Annotated in this window: 18 protein-coding genes and 2 pseudogenes; 10 read left to right on the top strand and 10 right to left on the bottom strand. The window is 69.2% G+C overall.

All coding sequences use genetic code 11. The features are described 5' to 3' along the window. Positions 1 to 87: 87 nt before the first annotated feature. The 3 genes from HNQ79_RS12630 to HNQ79_RS12620 form a co-directional block, all read right to left on the bottom strand. Positions 88 to 738: a 3-oxoacid CoA-transferase subunit B gene (locus HNQ79_RS12630; RefSeq protein ID WP_185030046.1), complete on the bottom strand. Its 651-nt coding sequence runs from the start codon at positions 736 to 738 to the stop codon at positions 88 to 90. Then, complete coding sequence (locus tag HNQ79_RS12625; protein ID WP_185030351.1) at positions 735 to 1,493, bottom strand: CoA transferase subunit A; 759 nt, start codon at positions 1,491 to 1,493, stop codon at positions 735 to 737. The genes HNQ79_RS12630 and HNQ79_RS12625 overlap by 4 nt, the downstream gene beginning before the upstream one ends. A 186-nt stretch (positions 1,494 to 1,679) precedes the next feature. Beyond that, positions 1,680 to 2,477 (bottom strand): esterase/lipase family protein, encoded by a 798-nt coding sequence (locus tag HNQ79_RS12620; protein WP_185030044.1) that lies wholly within the window; start codon positions 2,475 to 2,477, stop codon positions 1,680 to 1,682. A gap of 312 nt (positions 2,478 to 2,789) precedes the next feature. On the opposite strand from HNQ79_RS12620, the gene HNQ79_RS12615 reads away from it, so the two are divergent. The 4 genes from HNQ79_RS12615 (at position 2,790) to HNQ79_RS12600 (ending at position 9,230) form a co-directional block, all read left to right on the top strand. Continuing rightward, positions 2,790 to 3,857 (top strand): 3-hydroxyacyl-CoA dehydrogenase family protein, encoded by a 1,068-nt coding sequence (locus tag HNQ79_RS12615; protein ID WP_308437328.1) that lies wholly within the window; start codon positions 2,790 to 2,792, stop codon positions 3,855 to 3,857. A gap of 145 nt (positions 3,858 to 4,002) precedes the next feature. After that, positions 4,003 to 5,880, top strand: coding sequence for a helix-turn-helix domain-containing protein (locus HNQ79_RS12610; protein ID WP_185030040.1), 1,878 nt, complete (start codon positions 4,003 to 4,005; stop codon positions 5,878 to 5,880). Between the two features lie 124 nt (positions 5,881 to 6,004). Further along, positions 6,005 to 7,666: a tannase/feruloyl esterase family alpha/beta hydrolase gene (locus HNQ79_RS12605; RefSeq protein WP_185030038.1), complete on the top strand. Its 1,662-nt coding sequence runs from the start codon at positions 6,005 to 6,007 to the stop codon at positions 7,664 to 7,666. 181 nt (positions 7,667 to 7,847) lie between these two features. Beyond that, entirely contained in the window at positions 7,848 to 9,230 is a 1,383-nt protein-coding gene (locus HNQ79_RS12600) for an MFS transporter (protein WP_185030036.1), read from the top strand. Between the two features lie 367 nt (positions 9,231 to 9,597). Here the strand turns inward: HNQ79_RS12600 and HNQ79_RS12595 are convergent, their stop codons facing one another. The 4 genes from HNQ79_RS12595 to HNQ79_RS33690 all read right to left on the bottom strand — a co-directional run bounded on the left by HNQ79_RS12595 (position 9,598) and on the right by HNQ79_RS33690 (position 12,167). Then, on the bottom strand, positions 9,598 to 9,909 hold the full coding sequence (locus HNQ79_RS12595; RefSeq protein ID WP_185030348.1) for a hypothetical protein: 312 nt from the start codon (positions 9,907 to 9,909) through the stop codon (positions 9,598 to 9,600). A 477-nt stretch (positions 9,910 to 10,386) separates the two neighbouring features. Beyond that, entirely contained in the window at positions 10,387 to 10,728 is a 342-nt protein-coding gene (locus HNQ79_RS12590; RefSeq protein WP_229923406.1) for a hypothetical protein, read from the bottom strand. A gap of 397 nt (positions 10,729 to 11,125) precedes the next feature. After that, complete coding sequence (locus HNQ79_RS12585; protein ID WP_185030034.1) at positions 11,126 to 11,830, bottom strand: ANTAR domain-containing protein; 705 nt, start codon at positions 11,828 to 11,830, stop codon at positions 11,126 to 11,128. A 124-nt stretch (positions 11,831 to 11,954) separates the two neighbouring features. Continuing rightward, on the bottom strand, positions 11,955 to 12,167 hold the full coding sequence (locus tag HNQ79_RS33690; protein WP_229923405.1) for a hypothetical protein: 213 nt from the start codon (positions 12,165 to 12,167) through the stop codon (positions 11,955 to 11,957). Positions 12,168 to 12,701: 534 nt separating this feature from the next. Here HNQ79_RS33690 and HNQ79_RS34500 point away from each other — a divergent pair. Next, a complete protein-coding gene (locus HNQ79_RS34500; RefSeq protein ID WP_185030032.1) occupies positions 12,702 to 13,439 on the top strand; it encodes a GAF and ANTAR domain-containing protein in 738 nt (245 codons plus the stop codon). Further along, entirely contained in the window at positions 13,436 to 14,164 is a 729-nt protein-coding gene (locus tag HNQ79_RS12570; RefSeq protein WP_185030030.1) for a GAF and ANTAR domain-containing protein, read from the top strand. The genes HNQ79_RS34500 and HNQ79_RS12570 overlap by 4 nt, the downstream gene beginning before the upstream one ends. 582 nt (positions 14,165 to 14,746) lie before the next feature. On the opposite strand, the gene HNQ79_RS12565 is transcribed toward HNQ79_RS12570, so the two are convergent. Continuing rightward, on the bottom strand, positions 14,747 to 14,884 hold the full coding sequence (locus HNQ79_RS12565) for a hypothetical protein (RefSeq protein WP_185030028.1): 138 nt from the start codon (positions 14,882 to 14,884) through the stop codon (positions 14,747 to 14,749). Between HNQ79_RS12565 and HNQ79_RS35000 the strand changes: the two are divergent. From HNQ79_RS35000 to HNQ79_RS12555, 3 genes and pseudogenes are all read left to right on the top strand, one after another. After that, positions 14,883 to 15,170, top strand: a pseudogene (locus tag HNQ79_RS35000) (3-methyl-L-tyrosine peroxygenase-related protein); the annotation flags it as partial. The gene HNQ79_RS12565 and the pseudogene HNQ79_RS35000 sit on opposite strands and share 2 nt — an antisense overlap. A 513-nt stretch (positions 15,171 to 15,683) precedes the next feature. After that, a complete protein-coding gene (locus HNQ79_RS12560) occupies positions 15,684 to 16,547 on the top strand; it encodes a poly-gamma-glutamate hydrolase family protein (RefSeq protein ID WP_185030026.1) in 864 nt (287 codons plus the stop codon). A gap of 136 nt (positions 16,548 to 16,683) precedes the next feature. Next, on the top strand, positions 16,684 to 17,481 hold the full coding sequence (locus tag HNQ79_RS12555; RefSeq protein ID WP_185030024.1) for an SAM-dependent methyltransferase: 798 nt from the start codon (positions 16,684 to 16,686) through the stop codon (positions 17,479 to 17,481). Positions 17,482 to 17,622: 141 nt separating this feature from the next. Here HNQ79_RS12555 and HNQ79_RS12550 read toward each other — a convergent pair. Further along, positions 17,623 to 17,826 (bottom strand): annotated as a pseudogene (locus tag HNQ79_RS12550) (aldehyde dehydrogenase (NADP(+))); the annotation flags it as partial. 18 nt (positions 17,827 to 17,844) lie between these two features. On the opposite strand from HNQ79_RS12550, the gene HNQ79_RS12545 reads away from it, so the two are divergent. Next, the gene (locus tag HNQ79_RS12545; protein ID WP_185030019.1) at positions 17,845 to 18,075 is read left to right on the top strand and encodes a hypothetical protein; all 231 of its coding nucleotides are present in this window, start codon (positions 17,845 to 17,847) and stop codon (positions 18,073 to 18,075) included. Between the two features lie 72 nt (positions 18,076 to 18,147). Here HNQ79_RS12545 and HNQ79_RS12540 read toward each other — a convergent pair whose 3' ends face one another. After that, entirely contained in the window at positions 18,148 to 18,486 is a 339-nt protein-coding gene (locus tag HNQ79_RS12540; protein ID WP_229923404.1) for an STAS domain-containing protein, read from the bottom strand. Positions 18,487 to 19,116: the final 630 nt, after the last annotated feature.

The following is a 19,116-nucleotide window of genomic DNA, read 5'->3' as shown; positions in this document are numbered from 1 at the left end:
GCTCCTCGGGTCGAAGACGTACGGGTCTGTGCGGCGTAGGGAGAGATCTGCGCGTGCTGCGGGTCGGTCGGCCGCGTCCGCTCGTCGTCAGCAGGCGGCGTGGAGGTGGTTGAGGAGGACGGGCGCGGCGGTGCTGTCGGTGATGTCCTCGATGGTGGTACCGGGGGCGGTCTCCACCAGGGCGAGGCCCTTTTCCGTCACGTCGAGGACGGCGAGGTCGGTGACGATGCGGTGGACGCATCGTTCGCCGGTGAGGGGCAGCTCGCACGTATCGCGGATTTTGGGGCTGCCGTCCTTGGCCGTGTGGTCCATGAGGACGATGACGCGGCGGGCGCCGTGCACCAGGTCCATGGCGCCGCCCATGCCTTTGACCATCTTGCCGGGGATCATCCAGTTGGCGAGGTCGCCGTGTTGGGAGACCTGCATGGCGCCGAGGACGGCGGTGTCGATGTGGCTGCCGCGGATCATGCCGAAGGACAGGGCCGAGTCGAAGAAGGAGGCCCCCGGAAGGGCGGTGACGGTTTCTTTGCCTGCGTTGATCAGGTCGGGGTCGACCTGGTCTTCGTGCGGGTAGGGGCCGGTGCCCAGGATGCCGTTCTCGGAGTGCAGGACGACGTGCACGCCGGGCGGGAGGTGGCTGGGGATGAGGGTGGGCAGGCCGATGCCGAGGTTGACGTAGGAGCCGTCGGTGAGTTCGGCGGCGGCTCGGGCTGCCATCTGCGCGCGGGTCCAGGTCATCGGGAACGTACCGTCCGCTTCTCGATCGGTTTGTCCGCCGCCTGGGCCGGGCTGAGTTGGACGACGCGCTGGACGAAGATGCCGGGCACCTGTACGTGGCCGGCGGCCAGTTCGCCGGGTTCGACCAGATCCTCGACCTCGGCGACCGTGATCCGGCCGGCCATGGCCGCGAGCGGGTTGAAGTTGGCGGCGGCCCGGTGGAAGACGAGGTTGCCGTGGTGGTCGCCGCGCCAGGCCCGGACGAGGGCGTAGTCGGTGGTGATGGCGTGTTCCAGAACGTGCGTGCGCCCGTCGAAGTCCCGGGTTTCCTTGGGCGGGGAGGCGAGGGCGATCGTGCCGTCGGGAGCGTAGCGCCAGGGCAGTCCGCCGGTGGCGACCTGCGTGCCCACCCCGGCCGGGGTGTAGAAGGCCGGAATGCCCGTGCCCCCGGACCGCAGCCGTTCGGCGGGGGTTCCCTGAGGCACCAGTTCCACCTCCAGTTCGCCGCTCAGGTACTGGCGGGCGAACTCCTTGTTCTCACCGACGTAGGAGCCGGTGACGCGGGATATGCGGCCCGAGGCCAGCAGGATTCCCAGGCCGCGCCCGTCCACGCCGCAGTTGTTGGAGACCACTTCGAGGTCGTCGGCGCCCTGTTCGTGGAGCGCCTGGATGAGGGTGTCGGGGACGCCGCTGAGGCCGAACCCGCCGACAGCCAGAGTCGCTCCGGCAGGGATGTCGGCCACTGCGTGCGTGGCCGAAGCCATCGTCTTGTTCATGGAGGTGGAGAGGCCCTTCGGGTGCGGTGCGCCGTGGACCGGTTGCAGAAAGGTTCGCTGCACGGGCCACCTGGGGGGCGCGCAAGTGAGGGACGGTTGCGGACCGGGGCGGGGACGGCTGCACCGGGTGCCGCCAAGTGCGGTGCCCGACAGTCCTGTTGCGCACTGCCGTCCCCGCCGGAGAGGTCAGTCGTTCTCGTGCGCGGTGATGAAGGAACGCATCTTGGCCAGCGCCGTGGCGTTCGAGATGATCATGAAGTGGCTGGGTGCGGTCGGCCCGCTCATGAGGTAGTTCTCGTCCGCGCCCGCCAGCTTCGCGGTATCGACGGGCGTGGCGTTGTAGTCCGCGGTCGACCTGATCGTGAGGTAGTCGATCCGGTCGTCGTAGGGCACCTCGGTGGGACTGTTCAGCGCCTTGAGGAAGGGGGTGTTCGGGGAGGCGAACTGCTGGCAGGACACGTACCACTGGCAGCCGTTGTTGGCGGTGCCGTGCTGGGGTCCGGCGAAGCCGATGTACTGGGAGACCTTGTCGGCGCCGTCCAGGTCCTTGATGTAGTACCGGGCGGCGAGGGTGGAGGCGGACCAGGTGGCGAGGACGACCTTGTCGGCCCCTGTCTGGCTGCGGACCTGGTCGACCTTGACCGAGAGCTGCTGGGCCGCCTTGGCCAGGTCCTGCGTCATGGAGCTGCTGTCGGTCCAGGTGAACAGCCGGTCCGCCGGCCAGCCGTTGGACTGCAGGTTGGACTTCATCGGGTTCATGCTGGACGGGGTGCCGGTCATGCCCGGGATCATGATCACGGGATCGTGTCCGGCGGCGGGCGCCGACTGGGGTGCTGCGCCGGACGCCTGGGCAGCCAGGCCCAGCAGGCTCGTCGTCAGCAGGGCCGCGAGTGAGGCGCTGAGCAGCCGCCGCGCGCGGACCGGTCGCCGGTTGTCCGTCGGTGTCGATGACGCCCCGCGGGGCGTCGTGGAGGCGAACAGCATGTGGGGCTCCTTACCCGCCGTACGGTCGTCGAGCGCTGTGCGGCTCGTGCTCGGCGGACGCCGGCAGGGGTGGTGGGGGGTGTGACACAGAGCACGCTAGGGCGCCTGCCCGCGCAGTCAGATGGGCACAGCGCACGTCTTTCGGCCCCATCGGTGTCCGCTCCAGCCATTACGTCCCGCCCATGCGAGCGCGTCACGCGCGACCGCTCACGCGGGGGCCGCGAGGGCGCCGAGTATGCGTGGTGCACACCCCTGGCGTTCCGCGCATGTGGGCTGCACCTCTCGTAGCGCGTGGCGGGGCGCCATACCGTCATGGCGAATCGGCGGGGCTGCCCATCGACCGAGCCTGCGGACGGTGTGCCGCAGCAGCTTCGGCCTTCACCTGCGTGTGCCTCGCCATGCATCTCCAGCTCTCCGAGCCGCGAAGGTGCACGTCACCGCGCATACCCGCTCAGCCATGGGAGGACAAGCATGAACCGATTCGGAATCATCGGCGGAGGACTCATGGGGCACGGAATCGCTGTTGCTCTGGCCCAGGCGGGGCACCGTGTCACGGTGTACGACGCGGACCCCGCGACCCTGGCATCGCTCGATGAGCGCGTCGGGCGGGCGCTGGCACGCTGCGGCACGCCGCCGGGCGATGTCGGGGTGATCACCGCACGCATCACCTCGGCCAAAAACCTGGCAGATCTGGTGCCCCGCGTGGATGCGGTGATCGAAGCCGTCCCCGAGCGCCTCGACGTCAAGCATCTGGTCCTGGCAGCGCTGGAAGCGAAGGTCCCGGCCGTGCTGCCCATATGGTCCAACACGTCGGTGCTTCCGCTCACCGAGGTGGCCCAGGGCATGCAGTACCCACAGCGCCTGGTCGGGGTGCACTGGTGGAATCCGCCCTATCTCATCCCGCTGGTCGAGGTCGCGCCGGGCGCGGAGACGGACGCCCGGTTCGTGCAGGAAGCGTGCGACATGCTGGACGGGATGGGCAAGGCGACAGTGCGCCTGCACCGGGATGTCCCGGGATTCATCGGCAACCGGCTCCAGTTCGCCCTCGTACGGGAGGCACTGCACCTGTTGGAGCAGGGAGTCTGCGATCCGGGGACGATCGACACGGTCGTGCGGGCGAGCCTGGGTCTGCGTTGGTCGGCCGTGGGCCCCATGGAGAACGCAGACTTCATCGGACTGGACCTGACCAAGGACATTCTCGACAGCCTGGCACCTCACTTGTCGGCTGCGGGCACGTTTCCCGCGCTCGACAAACACCTCAGCGCCGGGCATCGAGGCCGCGCCTCCGGTGGCGGGCTGCTGGACTGGCCGGCCGGACGGGGAGAAGAAGTGGCAGAGCGCCTGGACAACGGCATCCGCCGCAACCTCCTCGATCCGTGAAAAGGGCCCCTGGCCCGCGGGTTGAGACCGGCAGAAGGGAAGCGATGACGGCAAGCAGACGGCCGGCTCGCCGAGATCACTGCGGTACCCGGGCAGGCAGCGCCATACTTGCCGGGCGCCGGGAGGACTGCTCGACGGAGGATCAATGACACACGAGTACGGATCGTCTTTCCTGAAGCTGCTCGTCGATGACACCGACATCGAAGCCTTCGACGAGGTACTGGCACGGGCCCGCGCCGCAGGGGAGCCGGCCGGCCGGCTCGACACGCTGGAGGAGGAGCGGGCGATCGCGCTGCGTCTGCGGGAAAGACTGCTGCGCCACCGCCGCAACGAGGCGGAGCTCCAGTTGCTCAACGACACCGCGAACGACCTGGCCTCCCTGCGGGACTTGGACCCCATCCTGCAGGCGATCGCGGACCGGGCACGGCGGCTGCTGGACTGCGATCTCGCCTACATCAGCCTCAGCGACCGCGGCCGCGGCGACAGCTACATCAAGGCCGCCGCCGGCAACATCTCCGGCCTGCTGCGCGAACTGCGACTGCCCATCGGTACCGGCGTCGGAGGAATCGTCGCGCGGACGGGCGAACCCTACGCCGTCGCCGCCTACCTCTCCGACGATTCCTTCGCCCACACCGCCGAGATCGACAAGACCGTGGCCGCCGAGCGGATCGAATCCTTGCTGGGGGTGCCGGTCAAACTCAACCAGGAGGTGATCGGAGTCCTGTTGGCCGCACACCGCAGCCGGCAGGACTTCAGCAGCAGGGACATCAGTGTGCTGATGATGCTCGGCTCCCACGCCGCCGTGGCCATCGAGAACAACCGCCTGCTGAGCGCCGCCCAACAGGCGGTGTCGGAACTGCGCGTCGCCAACGACACGATCAGCTCCCACATGGCGGACCTGGAACGCACCGCGGAGGTCCATGAACGCCTCACCCGCCTGGTCATCCAGGGCAACGGCGTCGATGAAGTCGTGCAGGCCACCGCAACCGCGGTGTCCGGCACGGTCATCGTCCTCGACGAGGAGGGCAGCGCCGTGGCCCAGTCCTGCGGCCACGGCACGGTGCTGGCCGACGAGCTCCGCCGGCTCAGCGCGGACGCCTGGCGGGCCGGACACACCGTGATCAACACCACGCAGTGCGCCGTTCCTCTGATCACCGAGTCCGAGCCCCTGGGCACGATCATCCTGAGTGCCACCACACAGGTCGACGCCACCGACCGCCGGATCCTGGAAAGGGCCGCGCTGGTGGCCTCCCTGGTGCTCGTCACCCGCAGACGCATGGCGGAGGCCGAAGCCCGCACACGGGGCGAGCTGCTGGGCGACCTGATGGCCACCCACCACAAGGACTACGACCTCCTGCAGCACCGGGCCACCCTGCTCGGCGTCGACCTCACCCTCTGCCGCATCGTCGTGGTGGCCCGGGTCGACGACGAACCGCGCGAGCGGGTCCACGCCGCCGCCGCAGCCATCGCCCGGCGCTCCCACGGCCTGGCAACCTACCGGCGCAGCACCGTCGTTCTGCTGCTGCCAGGAGATGACCCCCAAGCCGTGGCGCGCCCCGCCGTCGACGAACTGGCACGGATCTCACGCCACCCCGTCACCGCCGGCACCGCGCAAGCCGCAGACATCACCCGCATCCCCGCCGCCTTCCGCGAGGCGGACAACTGCCTGCACGCCCTGATCGCACTCGGCAGGACCGGTGAGATCGCCGGCACCCGCGGACTCGGCTTCGTCGGAGCCCTCTTCAGCGGCGAGCCCACCACTGCCTCCTTCATCGAATCCGTCATCGGCCCGGTCATCGCCTACGACCGCATCCACCACTCCGACCTGGTCCACACCCTCGACACGTACTGCCGCAGCGGCCAGCACGCCCGCAACACCGCACACCAGCTGCATCTGCACGTGAACACGGTCACCCAACGCCTGAGCCGGATCAGCCAACTCCTCGGCGCCACCTGGCGCGACCCGGAACGGCTCCTGGAAATCCAGGTCGCCCTGCGGCTGCTGAGAGTCAGCAAGCCCTGACACGGCCCCCGCGCCCAGCACATCTCACCTGCAGCGCATGTGTGCGCCCAGCCCATACCCTCACCGGCGGCGCCCTCCGTAACCTTTGCGCCCCGCGACACGAGGCACAAGCCACGGAGACCCCATGAAGACAACCCTCACCACAGCAGGCCTCGCCTGTGCTCTGCTCGGCGGCACCCTCCTGCTCCCGGCACACGGCACCCAGAAACCGGCCGATTGCAGTGACCTGCGCGGCCTGCAGATACCCGCCTCAGAGATCGGACTGCACACCACGGGCGGCGAAGTGAGCGCAGCGAGCACCATTGCGCCCACCGGAAGCGGAGCCTCGGCGACCGGCACCTACTGCCGTGTCGACGCCGTCATCCACCCCGTGGACCCCCAGGCTCCCGACATCACCCTGCGCGTCGCCCTGCCTCAGCGGTGGAACAACAAGACGATGATGTTCGGCGGCGGAGGCTACGACGGCACCATCCCCGATGTCACGGGCAACGTCCCCTTCGGCCCGGCCCATCACCCGCGCCCGCTCAGCCGCGGCTACGCCACCTACGCCAGCGACTCCGGTCACCAGGCGGCGCCGGACTTCAAACCGGTCACTTCCCTCGACGGCTCTTTCGGAGTCAACGACGAAGCCGTCCGCAACTTCGCCGGCGATGCACTGAAAAAGGCCCACGACACCGCGCACTTCGTCATCCGCACGCATTACCGGGGCGCCAGCCCCGCCCACCGATACTTCGCCGGCGGCTCCAGCGGTGGACGCGAAGCCCTCGCCGTCGCCCAGCGATGGCCGACCGACTTCGACGGCGTCATCGCCGCCTACCCGGCCTGGAACGCGGCGAGCCTCAACCTCTTCTTCGGCTACGAAGCCCAGGTTCTCTCCCGTCCCGGAGCCTTCCTCAACCCGGCCGAACAGGACCTGCTGTACCGCGCCGTCATCCGTTCCTGCGACGGCAAGGACGGCCTGCGGGACGGCGTCATCTCCGACGAAGCAGGATGCCGCTTCCGGCCCCGCACCCTGCGCTGCCCGGGTGGCAAGGACACCGCGGACAGCTGCCTGTCCGATCACCAGATCCACGCCGTACAGGCCCTCTCCTCGCCACTGCGATGGACATACCGCCTGGCCGGCGGCGAACGCGGCTACCCGGGCTTCCCCTTCCTCTCCGGCGCCGACATGACCACCCCGCTGCTGGGCATGGGGTCCCGCCTCCCCGGCCATCCGATGCCGAAGGACAGCGGCTACGGCGTCCAGTTCTGGGACCAGTGGGTGCGGTACTTCGTCACCCGCAACCCGGCACAGGACCCGCTGGCCGTGGACCCCCGCCGCCCCGGCATCTGGCAGCAGCGCATCAGCCGTCTCTCCGCCCTGCAGGACGTCAACGACCCCGACCTGCGCCGCTTTGCCAAGGCAGGCGGAAAGCTCCTTGTCCTGCACGGCACCGCCGACGAGCTCGTCAGCCACCGGTCCACCGTCGAATACTTCCAGCGCGTCCAGAAGGTCGTGGGCCGCCATGCCACCCGGGCCTTTGCCCGGCTCTACCTCATCCCCGGCGCCAACCACGTCAACGTCGACGCGGCCTTCGCGGCAAGCTACGACTCGCTGAGCGCCCTGGAAAGTTGGACCGAGGGGGGCAAGGCGCCCACACGGCCCGTCGTCACCGACGCGAGTCCCGCCGGCAACGCCCGTACCCGGCCGCTGTGCGCCTACCCCTCCTGGCCGAGGTACCGCGGCCACGGCGGCCCCGCCTCCGCCCACAGCTTCACCTGCCACAGCGCACCACCACGGACCTGATCCGCCGCAGGCTTCCCCCGCCCCGGCTCTCAGACACAGACACACACCGCCCGGTCCGGTATGGCTGCGCTGAGGACATCGGCGCAGGATCAGTGTCCGCTCCGCACATAACGGATCGCCGTCGCCGGATCTCATCCTGGTGGAAGATCCTCAGCCACCGTCACGAAAGCGGTACTCCCACATGTCTTCGCCACCTCCAGCCCCACCCCGGACCCCCAGCAGTCTGAAGAAGATCGTGGCCGCCAGCGTGATCGGCACCACCATCGAGTGGTACGACTTCTTCCTCTACGGTGCCGCCGCCGCCCTGGTCTTCAACAAACTCTTCTTCCCCGACTCCGACCCCCTCGTCGGCACACTCCTGTCCTTCCTGACCTACGCCGTCGGCTTCGCCGCCCGCCCCCTCGGTGCACTCGTCTTCGGCCACTACGGCGACCGGCTGGGCCGCAAGCAACTCCTCGTCTACAGCCTGCTCATGATGGGCGGCGCGACCTTCCTGATCGGCCTGCTTCCCACTCACGCCACCATCGGTTCCGCCGCCCCGCTCCTGCTCACCGTGCTGCGCCTCGTCCAGGGCTTCGCCCTGGGCGGCGAGTGGGGCGGCGCGGTGCTGCTGGTCGCGGAGCACGGAGACGCCAGTCGCCGCGGCTTCTACGCCTCGTGGCCGCAAACCGGAGCACCCGCCGGACAGTTGCTGGCCACGGGCGTCCTTGCCACGCTGACGGCCACGCTGTCGGAGGCCGCGTTCAACTCGTGGGGCTGGCGGGTGCCGTTCCTGCTCTCCGGCGTGCTGGTGCTCGTCGGACTGTGGATCCGGCTGTCCGTCGACGAATCGCCCGTGTTCAAGGCCGCCCTGGCAGCAGCCGAACGCCGCAGGACCGAACACGGCGTCCCCGAGAAGCCGCCCGTACTCGCCGTCCTGCGCGACCACTGGCGCGACGTCCTCATCGCCATGGGCACCCGCATGGCGGAGAACATCTCCTACTACGTCGTCACCGCATTCATCCTCGTCTACGCAACCGAGCACGCCGACGCGAGCAGACAGGCCGCACTCAATTCCGTCCTGATCGCATCCGCCGTCCACTTCCTGACCATCCCCCTGTGGGGCGCCCTCTCGGACAGGATCGGACGCCGCCCCGTCTACCTCATCGGCGCCCTCGGCATGGGAATCTGGATATACCCCTTCTTCGCCCTGGTCGACCGGCAGTCCTTCGGGGCGATGGTCACAGCCGTCACCGTGGCCCTGCTCTTCCACGGCGCGATGTACGCCCCCCAAGCGGCCTTCTTCTCCGAACTGTTCGCCACCCGCATGCGTTACTCCGGAGCATCGATCGGCGCCCAGTTCTCCTCCGTGGCCGCCGGCGCCCCAGCCCCGCTCATCGCCACCGCCCTGCTCGCCACATACGACAGCGCCACACCCATCGTCCTCTACGTCGTGGCCGCCGTACTGCTCACCGTCATCGCACTCGGGTGCGCCAAAGAGACCCGCCACCGAGACCTGGCGGACACGGAAGCCTACGAAACCGATCCAGCATCGGCCGACGGCCAACCGGCACACACGCCCTGAAGCACCCGCCGAGTCCGTTCGCCCCTCGGTGAAGCTGACCTCGTCGCCGCAAAGTCTCCGCCGGGGACAGGACAAGCGGACCGTCAACGGAATCCCCCTGCTCCAGGGACCTCGGAAAGGAACGGGTTCATCTGAGGAAGTCACCCCTGATCCACGCTCGCGAAAACTTCGCAATCCTGGGGGGACAGATCACATGAGCTTCATGACTGGCCGATTCCGGCAATTGAATGGACCGCTCGGTGATCACAATTTTGTCCCTGAGCCGGGTGAGCATGGCGACGGATACGGGAAACCCCGAGCGGGGAAGTGAAATGCACCCCTGGAAGCAAGGGTGCATTTCGCTTGCCGGAGGGGTCACGGGGAGCAGTCAGTGATCGTCCCAGTGGCCATTGTGGGAGGCATGCCTGTGACCGTCGTGCACGTAGTCCATGTGGTCGCCGTGGGGTACCGCCACATGACCACAGCCCTCGCCGTGCGCATGTGAGTGCACGCCGTGCTCCTGATGCCCGTCGGCCTCGCACTCGTCGGCGTGGTTGTCGTGCTCACGGTGCAGGTGCCCGTCGTGTACGTAGTCGATGTGATCGTCGTGGGGGACTGCCACGTGTCCGCACCCCTCGCCGTGCGCGTGGTCGTGTCCGGGATGTGGCTGATGCCGCAGGGATGTCGCCACTTCGCTCATCTCCATGAATTCGGACCACCGCACGGTTGCGACGGCGGCTCGGCCGTTCCTGAATTCCACCTTCGCCTACAAAGGCTGCCACGGGGAACACCTGTCGGCAAAAAATCCCACGACGCAGCATCGTGTCGACAATGATTTTCGGTGCTGCATCGAAGAATTGCGCTCATCGATTCCGTGTTCGCGAGCGATTTCGTACCGACACCTGAGCGCCGGTCTGCCGTGGCAGCCGCAGCGGTCAGAACCTTCTCCATCCAGAACATCCGCGGCCGGCCCCAAACAAACCTGGGCGACAGCACGTGGCTGCGCGCGGGCGCGGGAGTCACCGCGCAGGTCAGCCCCGAACGCGAGAGCGAGGAGAGACCTGCGAGAAGCTGCGGAGAGTCTCACGGTCACCGCCCCGCGGCCGGGCCCACCCGCGCAGCCGGAAATGGGGACCCGCCCGCGCGCCCAGCGCTTTCTAGGAGCCCCCTTCACGGGTCACCACGTGCGGTGCATCCATCGGAGGAGCACCGCGCAGGTGGTGTCGTCCAATGCGGACCGCACCTCAATGGGCTCCGCGTCACCGGGCGCCGGTGCGATGCCCGCGCCCGTCAGGGCGGCGTGCAGGTCGAGGCGCCTGTGGTCCGAGGACTCGAGCCGCGCAAGAGGACGCCCCGCGGTATTCGGTGGGGACAGGAGGGAGTCCTCGGGCGCGATCAGGTCGCATGCGGTCTCCGGCAGCAGGTCGTCATCGGCAGTGACGGCACCCGGGTATCGGTACGGGTCCGCGTGCAGCCACCCGTCCACCGAAGGAACAGAAGAAATCTTCCAGAGGGTCATGCGCATCTCCCCACACGTTGTACGAGTGTTGGGAGCGGGGACGACGTCAGGCACGCCAACAGTTTCGTCGACGCCCGTATCCCACCCGGACGCCCCCTTCGCCATCTCGTCACACCGGCGGCTGGACTCGGGAGAGCCCGGACGCCGGACATCGGCCGCCCGGTCAGTTCCTGCCCTGTATCAACAACGGCACCAGCCCCTGCGAGGCGACGACGAGCCAGAAAGACAGGCTCTGCCGGTGGCCGGATTCGCTACGCGAGGCGGGTTCCCAGCCGACGACCTGCCCTGGCGGGCGATTCTGCTGTCCGTTGGGCCCGGCCGAGCAGGGTGACGACTATCAGCCCGGAATGCCGACCGGTCCTGTCACCACGTCCCCCGCCACGGGCGAACGACAGTGCTAGTCAGGGGTGTCCTGGTCATCTTCGAGGCGAAGCCGCCCGGCGAGGATGTCACGAGCGACGTCCTTGAGGAGCTGCTGGTGGCTGAACGCGTGGGCGCGCATGCGTGCCAGGGCCTCGGCGACGGTGACATTTCCGTCCTCGGCGGCGGTGCCTGCCGCTTGGTGCACGACGGGCGGGTATCCCACCGGGCCCGTCTCCGGCGCCGCCTGTTCCCAGCCGATCAGTGCAGGCTGGAAGTCCAGGGTCAAAAGAGCGAGAATCCTGGCGTAGGCGACGAGCAGTTTTCGAGCCGCCGGGCCGAGGGGAACGGAGGTGGTGTGGTACACGTCCACGGCACCGACCGGGACACCGCCACCCACCAGCAGCGGCACAGCCACCACGCGCCGAATGCCGAGTTCACCGGCCGTCCGCGTGAAGACCGGCCACTGCCCGGAAGCGGACTGCACGTCCGCTTCCACCATCCTGCGCTTCCGGTACGCGTCCGTACAGGGGCCCTCCCCCGACACCAGCTGCGCATCCTCCAGACGGTGACTGCGCTCATCGGCCGCATAGACCACCGTTCGGATCTCACCCAAGGTGATACCGCTGATTCCCAGGCCGTCCGCCCCCACGTGTTCCATGCACGCCGTCACAGCCGACGGCAACGCCACCACCTGGCCGGAAACTCGCGCAACCGCGACAACGCGCTCCCAGGCCGCCATGCTCGACCGCACATCCATACCCACTCCCATGCCCTCCTGGAGCCCCGTCAACCCACTGCCCCCTCACTGACCAGCGCAAAGAAAGAAAGGCGGCGGTCCGGGGCGTTCTCGTGGACGCGGTGGGTCAGCCGGTTCGCCCGATCTGGACGACCACGATGGTGACCGTCTCGCCCGTGATCTCCACAGGATCCGGCAGCGGCCCACGCACGTCCGGCGCAGGTCCGGCGAGCCGTACTCGGCGGTGCCTGCGGGCCGCCCCTTCGTCCGTCGGCCCAGCCGTGCGGTCTGCCGCGCGCACGACCCGTTCGGTGATTCGGACCTCCGTGGTCGCGCTCATCTCCGTGCTGGCCAAGTCCACGAGGAACGTCGGCCTTCCCGCTCTCCTCGCCCCGCGTCGGCTTTCGAGACCGACCGGCAACGCACCGGAGCCAGGGTTCCGGCCGCCGCCGGGTTCGCTGCGGCGGCGGCCGGGCGCGAGGACCCTTCCGTGAAGCTGTCCCTCGCGCGTTGCCCTCAAGGGCGGGCACGGGACAGCGGGAGGTGCCCCGGCCCGCGGGTGAGGGCGGGGCTGGGTCCGCATGCTCGGTGACAGCGGCTCCAGCTGGCCTCAGCGCGATGACGCGGCCCGGGGCTGGGAGCCGTGGTGTGCACCCAGGTTAGAAAACACTGGGCGGCAGCGGAAGCGAAGCGACGGGCTTGGCCGGTTCCCGTCCACGCGGCACGGCACGTGCTGCGCCCCGTCGTCCCCCGAGTCCGCGTACGCGTCACACCGCGTGACGTACGCGAGTAGGCTCGGTAGACATGACAGCGAGCACGCCCGTCAGGGTCTCCGTGGAAGGCGGCCCCGCACACAGGGAGAGGGGTGGGGGCGGTGATCAGTGACGCCATGGCCGCCGTCCTTCAGCGCCTGAGTGCCTCCGATCCCGCCCTCGTCGAGGACTGTGCCCGGATCCTGGGGGCCGACGGTCTCGGAGTGTCGGCGCTGCTGGAGGGCGGCGCCCGCGAAGTCGTCTGGGCCAGTACCGGCCCAGGGGTCCGGTTCGAGGAACTGCAGTTCACCCTGGGCGAGGGTCCGGGACCCGACGCCGCCCGCACCGGCACCGCGGTCCTGATCAGTGACATGCGCGCGGTGCGCCAGGACCGGTGGCCGGCCCTGCTGCCCGCGCTGGCCGAGGACCGGGTCGAGGCGGTGTTCTGCTTCCCGCTCAACCTCGGCGCGATCACCGTGGGAGTCCTGACCCTGGTCCGTGAAACCCGCGGGGTGCTGACCGATCCGGAAATCGACGACGCCCTCGCCCTGTCCTCGGCCCTTACCGCATTCCTCCTCGGCGGCGACCGGAGCCCGCTGGAATCCCTCAACACCGGATCCGAGCAGGCCGTGCTGCGGCAAGCCGTGGTCCACCAGGCCACCGGCATGGTCAGCGTCCAGCTCGGCATGCCGCTCAACGCAGCACTCCTTCACCTGCGGGCCCACGCCTACAGCCACAACACCCCCCTCGGCGACGTGGCCGAGGACGTCGTCGCCCGCAGACTGCGCTTCGCCCCGCCCGCACCCGCCACCACCCCCGGGCCCACCGCGCCCGAAGACCCCGAGGATGATGTCTCATGACCGCGGCACGTGAACAACGCCTGACAGAGGTCTTCGTAGAGGTGGCCGACACCCTCGTCGAGGACTTCGACGTCCTCGACTTCCTCCACCGGCTCTCCCGGCGGTGCGTGGAACTCCTCGACGTGTCCGCCGCAGGCATCCTCCTCGTCGACGCCCACGGCGAACTGAGGCTGGTCGCTGCCTCCGACGAGGACACCCGCCTCCTGGAACTCTTCGCACTCCAGCACGACCAGGGTCCCTGCGTGGACTGCTTCCGCACCGGAACCCACGCCGTCAACATCGACCTCACCCATGCCGCCACCACCCAGGGCTGGGACCGGTTCGCCGCACGCGCCCGCCAGAGCGGCTTCACCACCACCCACGCCGTACCGCTCCGCCTGCGCCACCGCGTCGTCGGCGCCCTCAACCTCTTCCACACCCAGCCCACCCACCTCTGCGACAAGGACCTCACCCTCGCCCAGGCCCTCGCCGACATCGCCACCATCGCGATCCTCCAGCAACGCACCCTGGAAGCCGCCCAGACCGAAGCAAGCCAGCTCCAAGCCGCCCTCACCAGCCGCATCATCCTCGAACAGGCCAAAGGCATCCTCGCCGAACGCCTCAACCTCACCCCCGACCAGGCCTTCAACGTCTTCCGCGCCCACGCACGCTCCCGCGGACAGCGCCTCTCCGACACCGCACGCCAGATCATGGACGGCACCCTCACCCCCACCACCAACCCCTGAGAGGCGCGCCGACATGGGTGCGTCAAGGACCCACGCCATGGCTCTGCCCAGCACGGCCAGGCCGTGCTGGGCAGAGCAAAATGTTCGGGAAGCGCCCGCAGCCCCGTAGTTCGGCCCCGTGGCGCCTTGGACACCCGGGTCGTTCTTCGGCCCTGGGCACCACGCCGCGATCTGGACTGTCCCGCGGATTCCTCCTGCGGGACCGATCCGGGCCGTGCGGCCCGGCGGCCGTAACCCACCTCGTCGCATGCCGCGGGGCGCAAGGAAGGGGACACGGCGTGCGGCGCCGACAGCTCGCAACAGGCCGCCCGTGCACAGGCAACGAAGCCCAGGAGCAGGCGCCGTGGGCACGCCGTGAGGGGGGTAAGGCTGTGCTCGTGCTGACATCGCCGTTACACCTCCAGCCGCTGAACGCCCATTCCGGTTCAGCACAACGCCAGTACGGCTGACCAGTAGCTGGCTGTCCCGATGCCCCGCGGGCGCAGTCTGCCCCACTTGAGCCGGCTCCTTCGCGTCGCCCAGAAATGGCGTGGATCAGAGGTTCGGGTGAAGTGCCCGCCCCGAAATACTGTGGCTATGGGCTTATCCCCGGTTGTCGGTCATCCCGCTGTTGCTGTCTTCCGCGAGCCCCGGGGCGGGCAGCGCTCTCCGGTGCTGGGCCCGCGCATCGACACCGCGGCGCAGCAGGCCCTGCGCGAACTGGCGGAGGTGGCGACGCATGCGCGCCCTGTCGGGCGGGCCCTGGGCAGGGGCGTCGCTGGAAGAGATGTGGAGCGCCCGGTGGCTCATCGGCCACCAGGTCCATGTCCTGTTCAACGTCTGCGCCACGGTCGCCGTGGCCGACGCTGCCGGCCACTTGCGGCACGGCGACAGCGACCCGGCGCGGGGTCTTCCGGCGGCGATGACCCACGCCACGATCCCGGCCGACTACTACATGGCGTCCATACGCCACACCATGGCTCCCCCGGCTGTGGATGTTCCCCTGCGCGGGCGGCAGCACCGCGGATACAAGCTGTTCCGGGCGGCGATGAAGGACCGGCTGTCCGTGGTTCCCGACTCCTACGAGCGTCTGCCGGCCCGGTCACCGGAGTTGGCCGAGGCGCGGGGAGCTCTCCTGGAAGCCGACATCATCGACGGATCCGGTCCTGGCGAGCTGTGGCTCCGGCGGGGTCGCCGGTCGGGTCACCGACCACCTGTCGACCGGGGTCTTGAGTCCCACTGGTCGCAGTACTCGATGTGGATCTCGCGCGCGTCGCCGAGACCACGAGCCACAGGGCGAGGAGGCGGTCGTGACCCTGAGGGGGGGAGCAGGGCGCCGAAGTCGCCCACCAGCGTGTCGAGTTCGGCCGGCTCTGTCTTCGGGCGGGCCGCGGCAACCTTCTCCAGCAGGGCGTCGTCCTCAAGTGCAGACGCTCAGCTTCCACTTCCACACCTGTGCGTGTGCTTCGCGCACGCGTGTACGAGACTGCCTGCTTACATCGGCCGGACTGCAAGGCCGGCCATTCTCAGAAGGACTTCGATGCCAGGTCTTCACACCAACCGTCGCACTCTCCTCTCCACCCTCACCGCGGCCGTCGTGGGCGCCCCGCTGCTGAGCACCCTCGCCACGCGTCCCGCCGTCGCTGCGGTGGGCGACGACGTGTACGCCTCGAACACCGAGCTGTACCGGGGAGTTGTCGAGGGCAAGGACTTCGCCCGGCGCTTCAAGCGCCACGAGATGTCGGACAACGTCAAGACAACCACCCCGGGACCGCGCCTGACAACGATCATGGCTCTCCACGGCGGCGGCATCGAGATGGGCACCTCGGAACTGTGCCTGGGCACCGCGGGGTACCGCCCGGACACCCTCGCACCGCTCGACCCGGGGGCCCCGCTGTTCGACTATTGGATGCTCGAAGGGCTGCGTACCTCGAACAACGGTGAGCTGCACGTCACCGCCTCGCACTGCGACGACCCCACCGCACGCTCCATGGCAGCCGCCAGCGCCAACGTCCTCAGCTTCCACGGTTGCACGGCCGCCCAGGCGGGCGCACCCGCCTCCCGGCCCGAGGCCGTCGTCGTCGGCGGACTCAACGCCCGCCTGCGAACCCTCCTGTCCGAGAACCTGCGCGGGGCGGGTTTTCAGATCATCACGAGCAACCCCGAAGACCTCAACGGCGACCTGCCGCACAACATCTGCAACCGCACCCTGACCGGAGAAGGAGGCGGCCAGCTGGAGCTGACGACCGAGCTGCGCGCGAGCCTCTTCGACAACTTCTCCGGAGCGGCCAACCGGGCCTCGACGTTCAACGCCCAATTCCTGAAGTTCACCACCGCGTGCCGGACCGCACTCACGAGGATGGAAACGGAACAGCTGGCCCGTCCCAGCCTCTTCGCCCACTGACCAGTCCCCGGGGGCCGGACCGCGTCGTACGCGAGGGCACTTCCATCGATGCCGCCGACGCCGGGGGCCACTCCCCCACCGACACCCACTCCCGCACCCGGGCACCGCACCCTCACCCATCGAAAGAGGCTCTGAAATGACCGACCCCAGCAACCTGCCGCCCGGGATCGACACCTCCGTAGCGCACTCCGCGAGGGTCTGGAACTACTGGCTCGGCGGCAAGGACTGGTTCGACGCGGACAAGCAGGCCGGCGACGCCTACCGCGACAAGTACCCCCTGATAGAGACGTTCGCCCAGGAGTCCCGCGGGTTCCTCGTGCGCACGGTCACCTACCTGGCCGAAGAAGCCGGCATCCGCCAGCTCCTCGATCTCGGCGCAGGCCTTCCCACGGCCGACAACACGCACGAGGTCGCCCAGCGCATCGCCCCCGAAAGCAGGGTCGTCTATGTGGACCACGACCCTCTCGTCCTGCTGCACGTCCACGCCCTGCGCTCCAGCACCGCTGAGGGTGCCACCGACTACGTCCTGGCCGACATGGTCGACACCGACGCCGTACTCGAAGGCGCCGCCAGGACGCTCGACATGACCCGGCCCATCGCCCTGGTCATCAACGACGTCCTGGGCCACATCGTCGACTGGGACCAGGCCCTGGCCCTGGTGCGCCGCCTCGTCGACCGTCTTCCCCCCGGCAGCTATCTCTCACTGAGCCACTCCACCGCCTCGGACGCGGAGCACCGCCGGGTGCAGGACGAATACAACAACAGCGGGGCGATTCCCTACATCTTCCGTGCGCCCGAGGTCACGGAGGCCTTCTTCGACGGCCTGGAGCTGATCGAACCCGGCATGGTGTCGTGGCCCAACTGGCGTCCCACCGCGAACACCGGCACCACCACAGCGCGGGCGGGCTGGGGCGGAGTCGCTCGGATCCGATGACCGGACACCGCACAGGGTGCACCCGGCACGAACGTCCTCGTGCTCGGTCGGCGCCCCCTTGGGAGGAAACAGGGGGCACCGGCCCAGGACGCCCGCTTGACGGCACACATTTCTCTAGGGCGCTGTCCGCTGCGGCACTCCCTACGGGTTGGAGGTCTGCAGGGCTTGCGGCAACAGGGCTTCGGGCATGTTCTGGTAGGCGATCGGGCGCAGCCAGCGGGGGACGGCCGTACCGCCGACACTGGTGCGCAGTGGGCTGGTTGTGGAAGGCCAGGGGCCGCCGTGGTGCATGGCGCGGGTGACGGCCACTCCGGTGGGCCAGTCGTTCCAGATCAGACGGCCTGCCCGCAGCACGGACCAGATGTGGCGCGCGAGTTCCGCGTCCGTGCTGTCCTGGCCGAACCCGGCTCGCTCAACCCCGTGATCGTCACCCCCGCCGCCCTCGCCGCACGCGGTGCGGACCTCATGGACGAGTACATCGGGACTGTCACCCGCAGCCAGTGCCTTGACGACGACGGGGCAGCCGGCCCCGATCGCGCTGACTGTGTCGCCGCCGAGGACGGAGAAGGCGAAGGGGGAAGTTGGATGCGGTGAAGACAGATGTCTGCCGCGCGGGCGGGCGTGGCCGGTCGCCCGTACTCCTCACCGGAACGGGCGGCCGTCCGGTTACTCCTCGATGGTGGCCACCGCGTCGAAGCCGGCCTGCCGCAGGGTTCGCAGCACATGACGGCGGGCGCCGCGAACGGTGAGGGCGGCCGGCTCCGGTGCACCGGTCGCTGTCCGGAGCAGGGCGTAGGCGCACGAGAGGTCGATGCGCTCCAGAGCGCTCATCTCCAGCACCAGAACGCAGGCCTGCCGCAGACGCTGGTCGAGGAGTCGTTCCTCCAGCTCACACAACGCGTGGGCGTCCAGCACCCCTGCGAAGGCCAGCACCGCGCGCTTGCCGTCAACCTCGGCGATCCTCACCGTCCCCGAAGGGGGCCGTATCGGACGTTCGTCTGTCACGGAAACCTCCTGAGCGAGCAGGGTCCACATCCCCATTGTCTCCCGCCGGGTCCTCGCGGCGATGCTGCGGACTGTGCAGGATTTCTCGATGATCGAGCAGATCGCGGCCAACTCTCCGCACGCCGGTCAGCAACGCCACGGCGGGTCGCCCCAGAGCCTGGCGCAGTACCGGAAGGTGGGTGGCGGCTACATCGATCTCGCCGGCGGACAATCCGTCCCCGAGGCCCGTGGGAGTGACCGGTTTGCCGGTGCGGGTGGGGACCGGCTCCTGGGGCGGGCAGCGGCACGTTCCTCGTCCGTGATCCGCTGCTGGTCTCGCCGCAGGGCATCCGCTCGGGCTCCGGAGGTGACGGCTGGGACGAGGATGACCGCCTCGGTGCAGCCCACCGGGGCCGGCGATCACCTCAGGCCGCCTTGGTGGGCCGCGTGGCAGCTTGGAGTCGACCCACAGTGCACGCGGCAAGACAGCCCCATGACTGATCACGAACTGCCCGCCGCCGTGGACACGGAAGCGCTGCTCGCCCTGGCCCGAGACCACCATGAACGCACCGCAGTCCCGAACTCGCCGCCCAGCACGCCCTCTACGAACGCGCCGCTCCGCCCGCCTCCGACCTCGAACAGCGGCTCACC

Origin of the sequence: Streptomyces candidus (assembly GCF_014207445.1) — a bacterium.
Lineage (GTDB): Bacteria > Actinomycetota > Actinomycetes > Streptomycetales > Streptomycetaceae > Streptomyces > Streptomyces candidus.
The sequence above is the reverse complement of the archived record's forward strand: the minus strand, read 5'-3'. Positions and strand labels throughout refer to the sequence as shown.